General features: G+C 40.6%; 12 protein-coding genes. 6 read left to right on the top strand and 6 right to left on the bottom strand.

Annotation, left to right across the window (positions count from 1 at the left end; genetic code table 11):
• The first annotated feature begins 9 nt into the window (after positions 1–9).
• Positions 10–444 (top strand): nuclear transport factor 2 family protein, encoded by a 435-nt coding sequence (locus Q0948_RS11420; RefSeq protein WP_298352639.1) that lies wholly within the window; start codon positions 10–12, stop codon positions 442–444.
• On the opposite strand, the gene dinB is transcribed toward Q0948_RS11420, so the two are convergent.
• On the bottom strand, positions 441–1,553 hold the full coding sequence (gene dinB / locus Q0948_RS11415) for a DNA polymerase IV (protein ID WP_298352636.1): 1,113 nt from the start codon (positions 1,551–1,553) through the stop codon (positions 441–443). The genes Q0948_RS11420 and dinB overlap by 4 nt on opposite strands.
• A 57-nt stretch (positions 1,554–1,610) precedes the next feature.
• Here dinB and Q0948_RS11410 point away from each other — a divergent pair, with 57 nt between their 5' ends.
• From Q0948_RS11410 to Q0948_RS11390, 5 genes are read left to right on the top strand one after another with little or no spacing between them, the layout of a single operon-like run.
• Positions 1,611–2,279 (top strand): NAD(P)H-binding protein, encoded by a 669-nt coding sequence (locus Q0948_RS11410; RefSeq protein WP_298352633.1) that lies wholly within the window; start codon positions 1,611–1,613, stop codon positions 2,277–2,279.
• Positions 2,263–2,631, top strand: a complete 369-nt coding sequence (locus Q0948_RS11405; protein ID WP_298352630.1) for a VOC family protein — start codon at positions 2,263–2,265, stop codon at positions 2,629–2,631. Before Q0948_RS11410 ends, Q0948_RS11405 begins: the two co-directional genes overlap by 17 nt.
• Before the next feature lie 5 nt (positions 2,632–2,636).
• Positions 2,637–3,014, top strand: coding sequence for a VOC family protein (locus Q0948_RS11400; RefSeq protein WP_298352627.1), 378 nt, complete (start codon positions 2,637–2,639; stop codon positions 3,012–3,014).
• 23 nt (positions 3,015–3,037) lie between these two features.
• Positions 3,038–3,505, top strand: coding sequence for a CYTH domain-containing protein (locus Q0948_RS11395; RefSeq protein WP_298352625.1), 468 nt, complete (start codon positions 3,038–3,040; stop codon positions 3,503–3,505).
• A gap of 6 nt (positions 3,506–3,511) precedes the next feature.
• Positions 3,512–4,000, top strand: a complete 489-nt coding sequence (locus Q0948_RS11390; RefSeq protein ID WP_298352622.1) for a hypothetical protein — start codon at positions 3,512–3,514, stop codon at positions 3,998–4,000.
• Here Q0948_RS11390 and pbpC read toward each other — a convergent pair.
• The 5 genes from pbpC to hemW form a co-directional block, all read right to left on the bottom strand.
• Positions 3,997–6,366 carry a penicillin-binding protein 1C gene (gene pbpC, locus Q0948_RS11385; protein ID WP_298352619.1) on the bottom strand — a complete coding sequence of 790 codons (2,370 nt, stop codon included), beginning with the start codon at positions 6,364–6,366 and terminating at the stop codon, positions 3,997–3,999. The two genes, Q0948_RS11390 and pbpC, sit on opposite strands and share 4 nt — an antisense overlap.
• A 5-nt stretch (positions 6,367–6,371) precedes the next feature.
• Positions 6,372–11,987, bottom strand: coding sequence for an MG2 domain-containing protein (locus Q0948_RS11380; protein ID WP_298352616.1), 5,616 nt, complete (start codon positions 11,985–11,987; stop codon positions 6,372–6,374).
• A 216-nt stretch (positions 11,988–12,203) separates the two neighbouring features.
• Complete coding sequence (locus tag Q0948_RS11375; protein WP_298352613.1) at positions 12,204–12,518, bottom strand: antibiotic biosynthesis monooxygenase; 315 nt, start codon at positions 12,516–12,518, stop codon at positions 12,204–12,206.
• On the bottom strand, positions 12,518–13,276 hold the full coding sequence (locus tag Q0948_RS11370) for a cyclase family protein (RefSeq protein ID WP_298352610.1): 759 nt from the start codon (positions 13,274–13,276) through the stop codon (positions 12,518–12,520). Before Q0948_RS11370 ends, Q0948_RS11375 begins: the two co-directional genes overlap by 1 nt.
• Before the next feature lie 81 nt (positions 13,277–13,357).
• The gene (hemW, locus tag Q0948_RS11365; RefSeq protein ID WP_298353369.1) at positions 13,358–14,491 is read right to left on the bottom strand and encodes a radical SAM family heme chaperone HemW; all 1,134 of its coding nucleotides are present in this window, start codon (positions 14,489–14,491) and stop codon (positions 13,358–13,360) included.
• Positions 14,492–14,494: the final 3 nt, after the last annotated feature.

Raw genomic sequence — 14,494 nt, 5'->3', positions numbered from 1 at the left:
AGGCTTATTATGAAAATCGTTATCACGCTCTTGCTTGCTAGTTTCTTATTAATAAACTGCCAGCAACAACATACAGTTGCTCAAGATAAGGCAGCCATTACCGCTGTCTTAAAAGCACAACAAGAAGCCTGGTCACAAGGAGATCTAGAAGCTTTTATGCAAGGCTACTGGAAGAGTGATTCCTTAAAGTTTTATGGAAGTAAAGGCCTTACCTATGGGTGGAAAAACACACTAGCAAATTATAAGAAAGGATACCCTACGCTAAATCACACAGGTGAGTTGCAATTTGTGATAAATGATATGACACGCATAGAAGAAAACGCTTATTACGTGATGGGAGAATATCATCTCAAACGCAAAGTAGGAAATGCAGACGGTGTTTTTATCATCATCTTTAAGCGTATAAACGGCGCTTGGAAAATTGTAGCAGATATGTCTTGCTAGAACGTAAAGCGCATCTGTACATCGATCTCTTCTTCTTTTACAGCTTTTGCTGCATCCTTCTTTTTACGGTCTTCGGTATTGAGGTTAGATAGTGAGATGCCTAAAAGACGCACGCTATTTTTCATTTTTTCTTGATACAGCAAGTCCTTTGCGGTTTCTAGTATGATGTCTTTAGATCTCACGTATAAGTCTAGCGTTTTTGAGCGGGTCTGTAGTGTAAAGTCTGAGTATTTTATTTTGAGAGTAATGGTCTTCCCTGCTACTTTGCTTTTTTCTAATCTTCTCTCCACTTCTTCGGCTATGTGTTCTAACTTTTCAAGCATAAAAATCTCCGAGGTGATGTTTTCTCTAAAGGTACGCTCAGCCGCAAGTGACTTGCGTATGCGGTTAGGCTTTACTTCGCTATGTTGTATACCTCTCACAATATCATAATAGTAGGCTCCACTCTTTCCAAAGTTGTCACTCAGATATTCTTTTGATTTTAATTTGAGATCCATACCGGTAAAAATGCCGTGTAGGTACATTTTTTCGGCAGTCTTTTTTCCTATGCCGTAAAACTTTCTGATGTCTAGTTCCTCAAGAAAGGTGATTACCTCCTCTGGCGGTATGGTTTTCTGACCATTAGGTTTATTAATGTCACTGGCAACTTTTGCTATAAACTTATTGATGCTTATTCCTGCGCTGGCATTGAGTCCTGTTTTTTCTTTTATGCGTTGTCGTATCCACGAGGCAATAACGGTTGCGCTAGGCATTCCTACTTTATTTTCGGTAACATCTAGGTAGGCTTCATCTAGTGATAAGGGTTCTACAAGATCTGTAAACTCGTAAAAAACGGAACGTATCTGAGCAGAGACCTCTCGGTATCGTTCAAAGTTAGTCTTTACAAATATGAGGTCGGGACACAGTTTTCGCGCAAGCGCACCCGCCATAGCAGACCGCACGCCATACTTACGAGCCTCATAACTCGCTGCACTTACCACACCACGCTCACCACCGCCACCTACAGCAATAGCTTTACCTCGTAAATCTGGGTTGTCCAGCTGCTCTACAGATGCATAAAATGCATCCATATCTACGTGAATTATCTTTTTTATAGGCAGCTCAGACATTGTATGCAAGTTACAAAGTACTCAGAAGGTTTTGTACTATAAATCGTAACTTTGAGTATGTCTAAAACAGCAATTATACTCGGCGCCACAGGTCTTACTGGCGGACTTTTAACAGAGTTACTCATAAAAGACCCAGCATTTTCTAAAGTAAAAATATTTACAAGGCGGCCTACCTCTTTTACACACGAGAAAGTAGAAGAGATTATTTGTGATTTACTAGACACGAGTACCTTCAAGGAGCAATTTACCGGAGAAGTTGTTTTTTGCTGCATAGGCACCACAAAAGCCCAAACGCCAGATAGGGAGAAATATAAAGCTATAGACTACGGCATCCCAATTGAAACGGCACAACTGGCAAAGCAACACGGGATAGCAAGTTATATGGTCATTTCTTCGGCGGGAACTTCGGCTAAGAGTCCGTTTTTCTATGTGCGTACAAAAGGTGAGATGGAGCGCGACTTGAGTAAGGTAGGAATTGAGAACACGTACATTCTTAAACCTGCTTTTATAAATGGTCGCCCAGATGACGCTCGCAAAGGCGAGAAAGCTCTTAAAATGATGATGGCCGTAATGGACTTCTTTATGGTAGGACCGCTCAAAAAGTGGAAGTCTACACAGGCAAAAGATATTGCTAGAGCAATGGCACAACTTGCAAAACAAACAGTAACCCACACAGACATCACAAATATGGAGATTAAAGAACTAAGCAGTGCCTACCACGTTTAACCACATCACCGTTCCCTCCCAAGACCTTAAAGCGGCGATTGCGTTTTATTCAGGCATTGGTATGCAACTTATTGAGCACGAGCCTCAGCATCACGCACATTTTGAAAATAAGGAGCACGAAGTCATTTTTACAGCTTATTATAATCCCAAGCTTCCAGAACAACCCGTAACCGTTTACTTTGAAACAGACGGTATTGAGGTGTTTGAATTACGCTTTCGCGAAAGCGTACTCATCCCCACCATATACAGAGACTGGGGTGGAAAGGACTTAACACTACGAGATCCCGATGGGAATAATGTGGTGCTTTACCAAAAGGACACGCCTACGACCGTAACTCCCTGGCAAAAATAAACGCTATGAACCTCAACCAAATCACCGTACCGTCACTAGACCTTGTAACATCCATTGCTTTTTATGAGCGACTGGGATTGCGTCTTATTGTAAAAGCCTTGCCACATTATGCACGCTTTGAGTGCCCAGAGGGAGATGCTACGTTTTCTATACATCTTGTAGATGAGCTACCTGCAGGTGCTGGAGTAACGGTATATTTTGAAACAGAGCGTTTAGACCAAGAAGTGGCACGATTACAAGGAGAGAATGTTACTTTTGACCTATTGCCCACAGACCAGTCGTGGTTGTGGCGAGAGGCAAGACTCAAGGATCCAGATGGGAATCAAATTATTCTTTACTACGCTGGTGATAATCGCAAAAACCCGCCGTGGCGCATTAACTAAAGGCTAGATATAACAGCAACATTATGTTAGAAATAGAACGAAAATTCCTAGTAACCTCAGCGGCTTTTAAAGAAGTTGCTCAAAAGGCAACTCGTATTACCCAAGGATATCTAAGCACAGATCCTGAGCGAACTGTAAGAGTGCGCATTAAAGGCGAGAAAGGCTTTCTTACGATTAAAGGAAAATCTAACGATAGCGGCACTACGCGCGTAGAAGTAGAAGAAGAAATCGCAGTAGACAAGGCGCAAACGCTTCTAGCACTATGCCTTCCCGGAGTTATAGATAAAACACGTTACGAGTATACCGCAGGTAATCACACCTGGGAAATAGATGAATTTTATGGAGAAAACGAAGGACTAACCATCGCCGAAATAGAACTCAACGCTGAAGAGGAAGATTTTACAACACCAGAATGGATAGGCAGCGAAGTGACTGGAGATAACAAGTATTACAACTCGCAGCTATCTGAGAATCCTTTTAAAAATTGGTGATAACAAATGAATATATTCAAAATTTTTTACCACAAATATTTAATCAAAAAACCTCGAAACCCAAAAGAAAGCTTTGCAAAATTCCTCTTTGAATCAAGAAATAATCATAAAACTCTACTATTAAAATACAATGGCAAAATTTTAATACAGATTGACTCTCTGAGAGAACACCTCTTTTGGTTTGAAAAAGCTAAAATAAATGAGGCATACTACAAAAATGGTTATGTTCTTTTTGCAAAGGCAAAAACAGATATACAAGATGCTAATCCGCTTAGTGAGAGGTTTGCTAATGCGCCAGAAGGAAAATTTATCATAATTGAAAAAATAAGGAATTCAAAGAAACACACAGAAATTGCTCAATTTATCGCAAATGATATAAAACCCTTTGAGCTCTCTTTAGAAGTCAAGGAATTTATAGAAACTTTTTACAGCTTTGACGAAGTCAATCCAAAAATAACTTTCGAACTTTTTACTCTTCCAAGTAATATTACTTAACCCCTAGAAACCTCAATTTGTTTCTTGATTTCATTACCCGCTGCATCTACTACGGTGAGCGTATAATTTCCCACCTCTGGTGTAACAGCTAGCTCGTGGAAATCTTCTGTAGCTCCTATAAACTCATTATCTAGATACCAGAAAATCTTAGTCTCAGGGTTACGGTGAGAGACTTTAAACACGACATCATTTACAGCTGCGTCAAAATCCTTTGGAAGTATAACTCCTTCATTATTTTTAGGATACATAAACGCCATAGGCATCTCTCCAGAAAAGCTACAATCTGGATGATATGGTGGCAATTCTTTATAATCTGGATGCTTGCTTGCATAATAATACTCCATCGTAGCAGGTAGTGTAAAATAGGTGACAGCCGTCATCTCATCAAGCTCATAACAATCTGAGTTTACTAGATATTCCTTATTTGCAGAGAGGTACATTTGCTTGTGATATGAGCACGAAGCAGTATGCTCTCCCGCGTGCGGTATTTGCTCTTTACGTGTTTCTACACAATATGGACTCGCTTTCATTCCGCTTTTTGTGCAAACCGTAGTCTCCACGAGTGCATCGTATGGAGTGTCAAACCAAGAACCATTTACTGGCAAGCTACGCAACACATCAAAAAACAGTGGCGCTGCTGCTTGTATTCCCGTAATCCCTGGTCTTCCTTCTCCATCTGCATTACCTACCCACACTCCTATTGCATATTGAGGCGTAACCCCTACTGCCCACGCATCTTTAAAACCAAAACTTGTCCCTGTTTTCCAAGCCACAGGCTGGGCATCTTCATAAAACTGCCAGTTTTCTTCGCCGCTTGGTCTATTTACAGTTTGCAGTGTCTCAAGCGTTTTATAAATCGCTCCCGCCGAAAATACCTCAGGCTCACTTTGCAACGTGACACTCTTTTTTACAGAAGCCAGATTATCTCTTTTGACATAACGATAATCGCTAAAAGACTCCAAAGTATACTCACTGCTAGATCTATTAAATGTGTTAAGGGTGTTTGCCATCCCTGCATAGGTTTTTGTCAACTCAAAAAGGCTGCTCTCTGCACCTCCTAATATCATTGCAAGTCCGTAGTGAGAGGCTGGTTTATCTATACCTCCCATATGCATCTCTTGTACATTTTTATAAAACTTGTCAAGCCCGTATTCACGTAGTAATCGCACTGCAGGTACATTGAGCGATTTTGCAAGAGCCACATCTGCCGGTACTACGCCTTGATACTCGTTGTCAAAATTTTGTGGCCTATACGTATTGATACTTGTAGGTATATCTGGGACTAATGTTTGTGGCAATATGAGTCCCTCATCCAGCATTCCCGCATAAAGCAAAGGCTTTAACGTGCTTCCTGTGCTACGGTACTTTGTGATAATATCTACATCTTTTTGGTGTGCTGCATCTGTTGGTGCGTTTCCTACATAGCCTAAAACCTCTTTTGTATTTACATCCATAACCACTATCGCTAGGTTGTAAATTTCATTTTGCTTTAACAGGCCATAATGCTCTTTGGCAAGTCTATTAAGATCTCGCTGTATAGGAAGTTGTACTGTGGTTTGAACTCTTTTTCCACGAGATTCTTTAGTAATTCTATCAACTAGGTGAGGAGCAATTTGTGGTAATGGATAAGGTTTTCCTGGTAGTTTTTCTAGCAGCGATAGCTCGTAGGTAGTTTTGTCTATCTCTCCTGTTTCCCAAAGTTTTTTAAGGAGGTTATTACGCTTTCGCGAAAGCGTAATCTCATTTTTACCCGGTCGCACCATACTAGGATTGTTAGGTAATACTGCCAGTGCCGCCATTTGCCCCCAACTTAACTGTGACGCCGGGAGTCCAAAATATCTCCAAGCGGCAGTTTCTAACCCTACGACGTTACCGCCAAAGGGCGCATAGGTAGCATACATACCAAGAATTTCATCTTTTGAATAGCCTGCCTCGAGACGTGTAGCTTTTATAAGTTCGACTACTTTTTCTGTATAGGAGCGTTGTTTCCCTTTTCTAGAAAGTCTAATTACTTGTTGTGTAATGGTGCTCCCGCCACGACGCTTATCTGTAGTGATATTACCCCATATTGCCTTTCCCATCGCCACGGGATTAAATCCTGGATGGGAATAAAAATACTCATCTTCAAATAACAGAATACACTTTTCAAACTTATGAGGAACACGATCTAATGCCGGAAAACGCCATTGCCCGTCACTAGCAATGCGGGCGCCCAGCAACACACCACTCGCACTCTCAACCACGGTAGCGTGAGGATCTTTAAAAACCTGCTGCGGTATAGAAAAAACCCAGTACAACATAAATAACACCACAAGTATAAACTTGATTTTATGGCGCTTTATGATATGTAGGAGGCGGCTGTACATCGCTGTTAGTTCTTAACTTTTATCCAAGCACCTTTTGATCTGGCATAATAAGTCGCATCATACATAGCCTCTACCTGAGTACCTGGTAAATAGTAATCACCTAAGTAACTCGCATTAAGACGAACCGTAAATGTTCTTGTGCTGGTCTTACTCATATCAAAATAAAACTGCACACGATCGTCTCTTATATCTGTATATCGAGCGCTTCCTGCTGTACCTCCCTGAGCATCTGTAAAACGTGTATTCACAATCTCCCAACCGCTAGGGAAGATTTGTGTAAGCGCGACATTATCTACATAATCTCTGCTCGTATTACTCACCGTAATTTTTGCTGTAAACTCTTCTCCCTGCTGGAGATTATTGATAGACATCACTTTACCAGCGAGGTTATAAAAGGTTGTTTTAACCTGTAGATTTTTTTGATCTACAAGCTCTTTGCCTAATGGTAACTTACCACTTTGCACAAGACGTATGAACACGGTACTATTTTTAGCATTTTTTATAACGAGTTTATTTGTTCCGTCTTGCGTTTTTATGTCACGTAGAGCGATAGCTTGTTGTGTATCTACACTATACTCTTTTCCATCTTTTGTATAAGAGAACTGCATTGCTTTACCTCCGTTCTTTAGAACCATTTTTGCCATAGCCAGCAGTGCATAACTGGTTTCTTGAGTACTTAACCACCTGTCTGAAGCTAGCGTTTTGGCTATACTTATAGCAAGCTCTTTTTGCTTGCTATCATTAAGAAGCACCATCGTTTCTAGCGCCATTGCCCTGTTGCGATATACCGAGCCATAGGTATGGTAGTCATACTTTTTTGGAGTAAAATCTACATTTGCCGTAGCGGCAAGTTGGCCAGCTACTTTGTCTTGACCTGCTAGTGCATAAGCTCCTGCAAGCCTCCAGGTTGCTTCATTACTTAAATTTGTATTCTCACGAAGACGGTTCATCGCTGCAAGGTCGGGTTGTCCCGCAAGTGCGAGCGTATATAAGCGATATGCTTGTACTAGCGTTGCATTATAACTTTGTTGTCCAGATCTCCATTCACGAGCCTCCTTTTTCTGAAAACGTAACCAGTTATTCATAAAAGTGAGCGGTAATGCATATCCCTTTTTCTGGGCTTCTATCATAAAGTGTCCAGCATAGGTGGTACCCCATAGGTCTGCTTCTGTTTCTCCCTGCCAGTAACCTAGACCTCCGTCTGTGTTTTGGAAACGGCCTAGCCTCGCAATACCGTCTTTAATATGCTGTTGCGCATCCCGTTTTTGCTCATACGTAAGATCAAAAACATCATCTAAAAACAGTTGCGGAAAAACTCCAGAGGTAGTTTGCTCTACACAGCCGTGTGGGTAACGTATTAAATACTGCATACGCTTAGTAAAATCCATAGGTGGTAATGTCGAAAACTCCAAAGCGCTTTCATTAGTCCCTGCCACACCATACGTCTCATAATCAATAGTAAGATTACTGCTAGGGTCTAGTTCGTAATCGGTTACTTTTTGAGTAATAGGATTTGGGTTTTCTACGTCTATCTCAACATCATAGGTTGCACGTTCTCCGTGACCTTCTACAATAATTTGTACGGTTTGCACTCCTGTAGCAGCTTGCACATCAAACTCAAAAGGAACTATTTTTTCTCCCACTTGCGTGAAATTTACCTTTTTTACATTCCCTTCAGATGCTTTAAAAGCTTCAGATGTTTTGACGGTAATCTTAGCCTGCTTGATGTTCTTTTCCATTGCAAACACTGTTACTGGTAAAGTCACGTGTTCTCCCGGAGATAACTTTCGCGGAAGCGAACCTAAAACCATAAGCGGTTTACGCACAGGTACTGTCTTTTCTACAGATCCATAGGCGCTTTTTGTGGCATCTCCAGCAATTACCATTGCTCTCACAGAGCCTACATAGTTAGGCATCGTTACCGTGTGTGACTTTGTTTCGTTTTCGCTTAAAGCGAAAGGGCCCAAATAAGTAACTACAGGCTTAAAGCGTTCTGCCTTTCTATTTTTGGCAGCGCTCGCAGCATCACCACCTCCTATTGCATAAATATTATCTACACTGCCAGAATATGCCCCTATCACATAATCATACATATCAAAAGACTTCACACCTAGTGCTTCCCTGCTATAAAAATGCTTATGGATTTTTGGTGTTTGAAATCTTGTAAGATCCAGCAAGCCATCATCTACCACAGCGATGGTGTAGGTCATCTGTTTATTATTTTTTTCTGTGATTTTGATGGTATATGGCTCTTCTGGCTTTAATACATCTGGCATAGTGACTACCGGCTCTAACACTGTTTGTCTATCTTTTACCATCAAAGGAATTACACCATAAAGCCTAATAGGAAGGTCGTTTACAGATTGTTTATGAGGCTGTAATAGCGAAATATTCACATACACATTAGGCGCCATTGCGGAGGTAACAGGTATGGAAAAATTGGTTTTACCTTGCTGGGTTTCTACCCAATAACTCTCGAGTACTTTTGTACCATTTTCAATACTCACAAGCGCTCTACCTCCCGCCGAAGATGGGAATGTAATGGTGGCATTATCTCCCACACTATACTCATCCTTATCTGCCGAAAACACGAGCATCTTTGCACTTTCTGAGTCTCTTTGAAAACCACCCCAATTTCTATAAAAATATGCGATACGGCCTGTAGCGTGACCGCTTTCTGGATCTATAACACGTATGAGATAGCGTCCACTTTCCTTCTCCGGAATATTGAGGTTAAAACTTGTTTTTCCGTTAGAACCAGACGTGACGGTAAAGTCTTGTACAGGTGTATGTACGGTACTTGTTTCATAACTAGAGTAATTATCTCGACTCCTGTTCCACCACCAGCGCCAAGACATTTTAAATACTTTTACTTGAAGCTTACGTCCCGCAGCTGGTGCGCCTTGAGCATTTGTAGTAGCTAGGTCAAACTCTATATTTTGATCTGTGTAATAACTGCCGTAAGCACGACTTTTTGGAGCTCGCAGACCTACAAAGTGATCAAACGGTGCGACATCCTTACTTACCACATCCAGAGAGAAGTCACCTCCTCCCTCATAGGCTTTTGTAACAAACGTTGCCTTGAGCATACCCGGTGCTCGCTTACTCAAATCTATTTTTTTATTAATCTTTATGTTGCCTTCATTATCCAGAGTGCCATCTAGCAAATCCATACTAACCTCATCAAACTCCCTAATTGGGTCATAAAAATTATATCCAGGAAACTGGCTAAACCCGCTACTTGACTTGCGTATAGTAACGTCTGTTTTAATTTTCAAATTTCTGGCAGGCGCTCCGTGTAACCATTTTACAGTGGCATCACCCATAAGATTTCCGCTTGCTTGTAGTATCTCATCTTTAAAAGTAAGGTCTACTTTGAGGCGATTAGGTTTTATGGTTTCTACTTTGAGCGTTTGGTTAAATGTGGCACCTCCCACAGAGATGGTAGCATTATAGTTACCCGTAGGAGCGTCCTGCTCTGTAGGAACTGGGAAATAATAAAAGTTATTAAGCGCTTGGTTTCCATTTTGAGATCCTCTTTTTGATATAGACGCTACCCTTCTATACATAAGTTTACCTCGTGCATCTGTCACTTCCAGCTTTACTGGGTGATCTTTTGGCAGTGGGTTTGCCTTATCATTAAGTGTAAAAGTAAGATGGATGGTATCACCAGGGCGGTGCACACCTCTGTCTAAGTAGGTAAAACCTTTAAGCCCTTTCTCAAGTTGATTACCCGCAATATCAAACTTACTCATAGAGAGACTATGCCCATCTTGCAGTTTTAAGTAAGCATAGTTTCCATCTTTTACTGCAACAGCATATACTGGGTAGCCATCTGGTGTTACTTGAGCTATTCCAGTCGCATCTGTAGTGATTGTTGCAATGGGTTGCTTTTGGTAATTATATAATGTGATTTTTGTGTTTGCCTCTGGCGTAGTAGTCACAATATCTGATGTTGCAAACAAGTAAGAATTGTCTTTTCCTTTTTTTACAATCACCCCTAGATTACTCCCTAGTAAATTACTATTTACAAATTTTGACTCTTGGTAATATGCGGGGTGGCAAGGGTTATCTTCTTGTCTCCAGTTGTATACTTGCTTACGCCATCTATAAATACGGTTATCCCAGTACTGCTCCTCTCTAGCATCTTCATCTGGACTCTCTGCCTCGGTATATGCATCTTCATAATAGTCCTCATAACTATCTTCCTCTACACTACCAGCAACAGCATCATCACACTCATAAATAGCATAAGAAGGTTTATAGCTTATCTCTACTCTATACAATGCTCCAGGATCTGCTTTAAAAATAGCTGAGAGATCTACCCCGTGAGCTTGCCACTGGCCGGTGTTAAGATCGCCTCGTTGTGCAATCTCAATCGTCTTTTTTGCTATGCGCCTACCCACTTTTTTAAGGTTATAACTACTCGTATTATTAAGCGATCCCTCTTGTAAAAACTCGAGTACATTGTCTTCATAAATCTTAATAACTCTCACGTCTACGTGTGTAAGATTTACTGCCTCAAAATAATAAGGAGTACTCGTAGATTTTGGAAGAATAACTCCATTTGTGATAGCCCGTATGGCAGGTTTTATTTGCTCAAAACTTACGGTCTCTTTAAAGGGTTGTTTCAACTTATAATCATCAGTACTTTTTATTCCTTGAAAAACCTCAACCAGTGCATTACCTACTATCTTATTTTCTGGATATACCTGTAGTACATTTCCATTTACTTCAAAGCGAAGGTTTCCTGCACGCGCAATTGTCACGAGTCCAGCAAAGTTTTGGTTATCCTTTAATGGGTCAGAAAAATTTATAATCACAGAGGCGTTTGCGCCGCGCTCTTGATGTATGCCTATGATTTTAAAATTATCTTTTCCCGGTATTTGTATGGTGTTCTTACCATTTGTGTCTCTGGCTCCTATAGCTTTACCATCCCAGGTAAGCATAATTTGTGAATCTGCATTAGAGCGGGAGATGCTATCTATTCTAAATGAATGAAATCTAGACACCCCATCTTTATTAAACCATTTTACGGCTAGTGCATTACCATTTTGAGAAGCGTTTATGAGTTGTTGCGCTTTCGCGAAAGCGATATCATCACTCGCTTCTATTTGTCCTTCTAGATAATTATAATCCTTACTATATGATTGCAAAGCTCCCATCGCTACTTTAAAATCTGGAGTAATGGTCTTGAAGCCAAAAGTAAATTGCTCCTTCCCTGCGTCAAGATCATCATATAGTTTATCAAGCATAAGAGTGACCTCGTATGCCGTGTCTGGTTTGAGTGGCTCTTCTGGTATAAACTCTAATAGTCTACTGTTATGAAGACTAAGCACTCCAGAAACTTTAGGACGCACTTTAATAATATCACTAGGTAGCACCTGGTCTACCTCAAACTGCGTGAGTGGCTGTGCAAGCTCCACACGTATAGGGCTCATAACAGACTGTCGATCCTCTGTGGTGTAAGAAATGTAATCCTTAAACTTAAAAAGATTGTCTGTAGGTGTGCTCTTCTCTTTACAAGAAATAGTTATGGTAAGCAAAGCCAGCAGGACGTATGCATACTTAATTATAATGGTTTTTTTAAGATAGGAGGATGAGAGATGATAGTTAGGCATTTTGAGTGATGGTGTTAGGTGCTTACTTTAGACCAATGTGCGTATGACATTAAAAATAAATCTAAAATAAGGGTGTTCTCAGACAAGCTAAAAATAGCTGGTTTTAAACACATTGATGATTTATAAACGTGAAATATTACCTTGGGAGGTGTGGTTATAAATGCAACGCAAATGTTAAAAAACATCGTATGTTTCTATTTGACATTTGGCAGATATTTAACTTTTATCAAAGCTATATTCTCTTTCCACCTTGCATATTCTCACCGTATAGTTATCATACCAGTCTGACTTTCCCATACGTTGCGCACCTTGATGCTCTGCCTGGGCTTTCCATCTTGCAATATCTTCTAGCGAGCGCCAGTATGATACCGTAATCCCTAGGTGGTCACTATCATTTCTAGCTCCCTCTACTCCCAGAAAACCAGGCATCGTTGCGGCCAGCTCCTCCATAAGATCTGCTGCTTGTTTATAGCCTCTTGTGCTACTGGTTTGTGTAGACGTAAAGATTACAGCGTAGTAAGGTGGTTGCATTATTCTGTTTCGATTTTATATAAGATAGGCTTGCTAGGTGTGGCATCATTTTCAAAAGAGGCAATCTGGAGATTAAGAAGATACGTCCCGTCTGGAACTTTATGCGGTACATAGATCATCTCTGTAATAGTCGCATCTAGTCGTATCTCACCATTTACATCCCAAAACGCGTGATGCCCCTTGAGCTCTCCACCATCTTTTTCTTTATCTACACTAGGTAAATCTATGAGAAGGTGTTTTATACCGCTTTCGCGAAAGCGTACCATCGCCCTCTCATCTACAAATGGCCAGTTTGTGTTAGACCAGTTCATTGTTTTCTTTTCGCGTGCGTTAGGCAATGTGCGTATCACCAAAGCTTCTGGTGATTTATCTTTAAGTAGGTTTTTAAACTGCTTATCACTTAGTATAAAATCATCATCTTCATTATCAAGCGGCTCTGGTATGACTGTCACCACCTCTGCGATAAAGAAAAATGTTTTGAGATTTTTATTAATGCTATGCACCTTTTCTGTGATATGACCAGCGGTCTCTGTATGCGTGCCGTGAGAATGTGGGTTAAAGGTGATGGTAGTAAAATTCACATCGCCTCCCTTGCGCACACTTCCTACCCACTCGCCATCTGTGACTGTCTCAAACTTAGGCGGGTCAATATACCAAGCTAGCGGATTCTTCTTAGAAGTAAGGGGAATCGAGAGATCAATAGGTTTTGAAAGATTGACCTTAAAAGTTTCTTTATTATGAGTTATAGTTGCAAGCATAGCGTAATTAAAGAGAAAACTAAAGATAAAAATACTCTATTGATTTACCTAGAGTACTTAAACTCATTGCAACGAGTTAGGTTACTTTAAGTTGAGTATAAATAAGTCACTTGCAATACCATCACTTAAAAACTTCCCTTTTTTACTCACATAAACCCTATCTTCTTCTATAAAAAGTAAGTGTTCCTCTATATGTTTCTGAGCGTATTCTAAAAAGTAGTTATAAAAACGCTCGCCATATTGTGTTTTTATCTCGAGTAAAGAAACTCCATACTGCGTGCGCAATCTCGTCATTACATACTCATTGTACTGATCTGTAAGCGAGAGCTCCTCTACCTCTTGAGGTAGCTCTCCAGCAGCGATTGCCTTTATGTACTTTGGGTTGTTATTTATATTCCACGCGCGGCGCTTACCGTCATAACTATGTGCAGAAGGACCTATACCTATGTACTTTTTCCCTTGCCAGTATGCCGTATTATTTCTAGAATGATAACCTGGTTTTGCAAAGTTTGAAAACTCGTAATTCTCATAACCAGCAGCTTCCATCTTACGTATTAATAGCTCGTGATGCTCTTGTGCCACCTCATCTTCTACCGGAGGTACAATTCCTTTTTTAATAAAATTTTCTAGGGCCGTCTTAGGCTCTACCGTAAGCGCGTAGGCAGATATATGAGGGAGGTCTAGCGCTAGCGCTTTATCTATATTCTGCTCCCAGCGCTCATTACTCATCCCAGGGATTCCATAAATAAGATCTAGCGAACTGTTAGGAAAGCTTGCTCTTGTTAATCTCAGGCAATCTATTGCCTCTTGAGCATTATGAGCACGGTTCATTAATTTGAGATCTTCTTCATAAAATGATTGCACGCCTATACTCAATCTATTAATGGGCGATGCTGCGAGCTCTCTTATTTTTTGCTCAGTAAGATCGTCTGGATTTGCTTCTAGGGTAATCTCTGGATCTTTTTCAATCTTGTAATGTGTGTAGCAAGCATCTATAATTTGTTCAATCTCTGCAGTGTTTAAGACAGAAGGTGTCCCACCGCCAAAATAAAGATTAGACACCTCATCATTTTCAAACTCGGCTTTACGCATCTCAAGTTCGCTTATGATAGCCGTTATCATTTCCTCTTTTTTACCCATTGTGGTCGAAAAGTGAAAATCACAATAGTGACACGCCTGCTTGCAAAATGGTATGTGGATGTAGATGGATGCCATATG

The organism is uncultured Dokdonia sp. (assembly GCF_947496725.1).
GTDB lineage: Bacteria > Bacteroidota > Bacteroidia > Flavobacteriales > Flavobacteriaceae > Dokdonia.
This window is presented reverse-complemented; position numbering and strand designations above follow the sequence as displayed.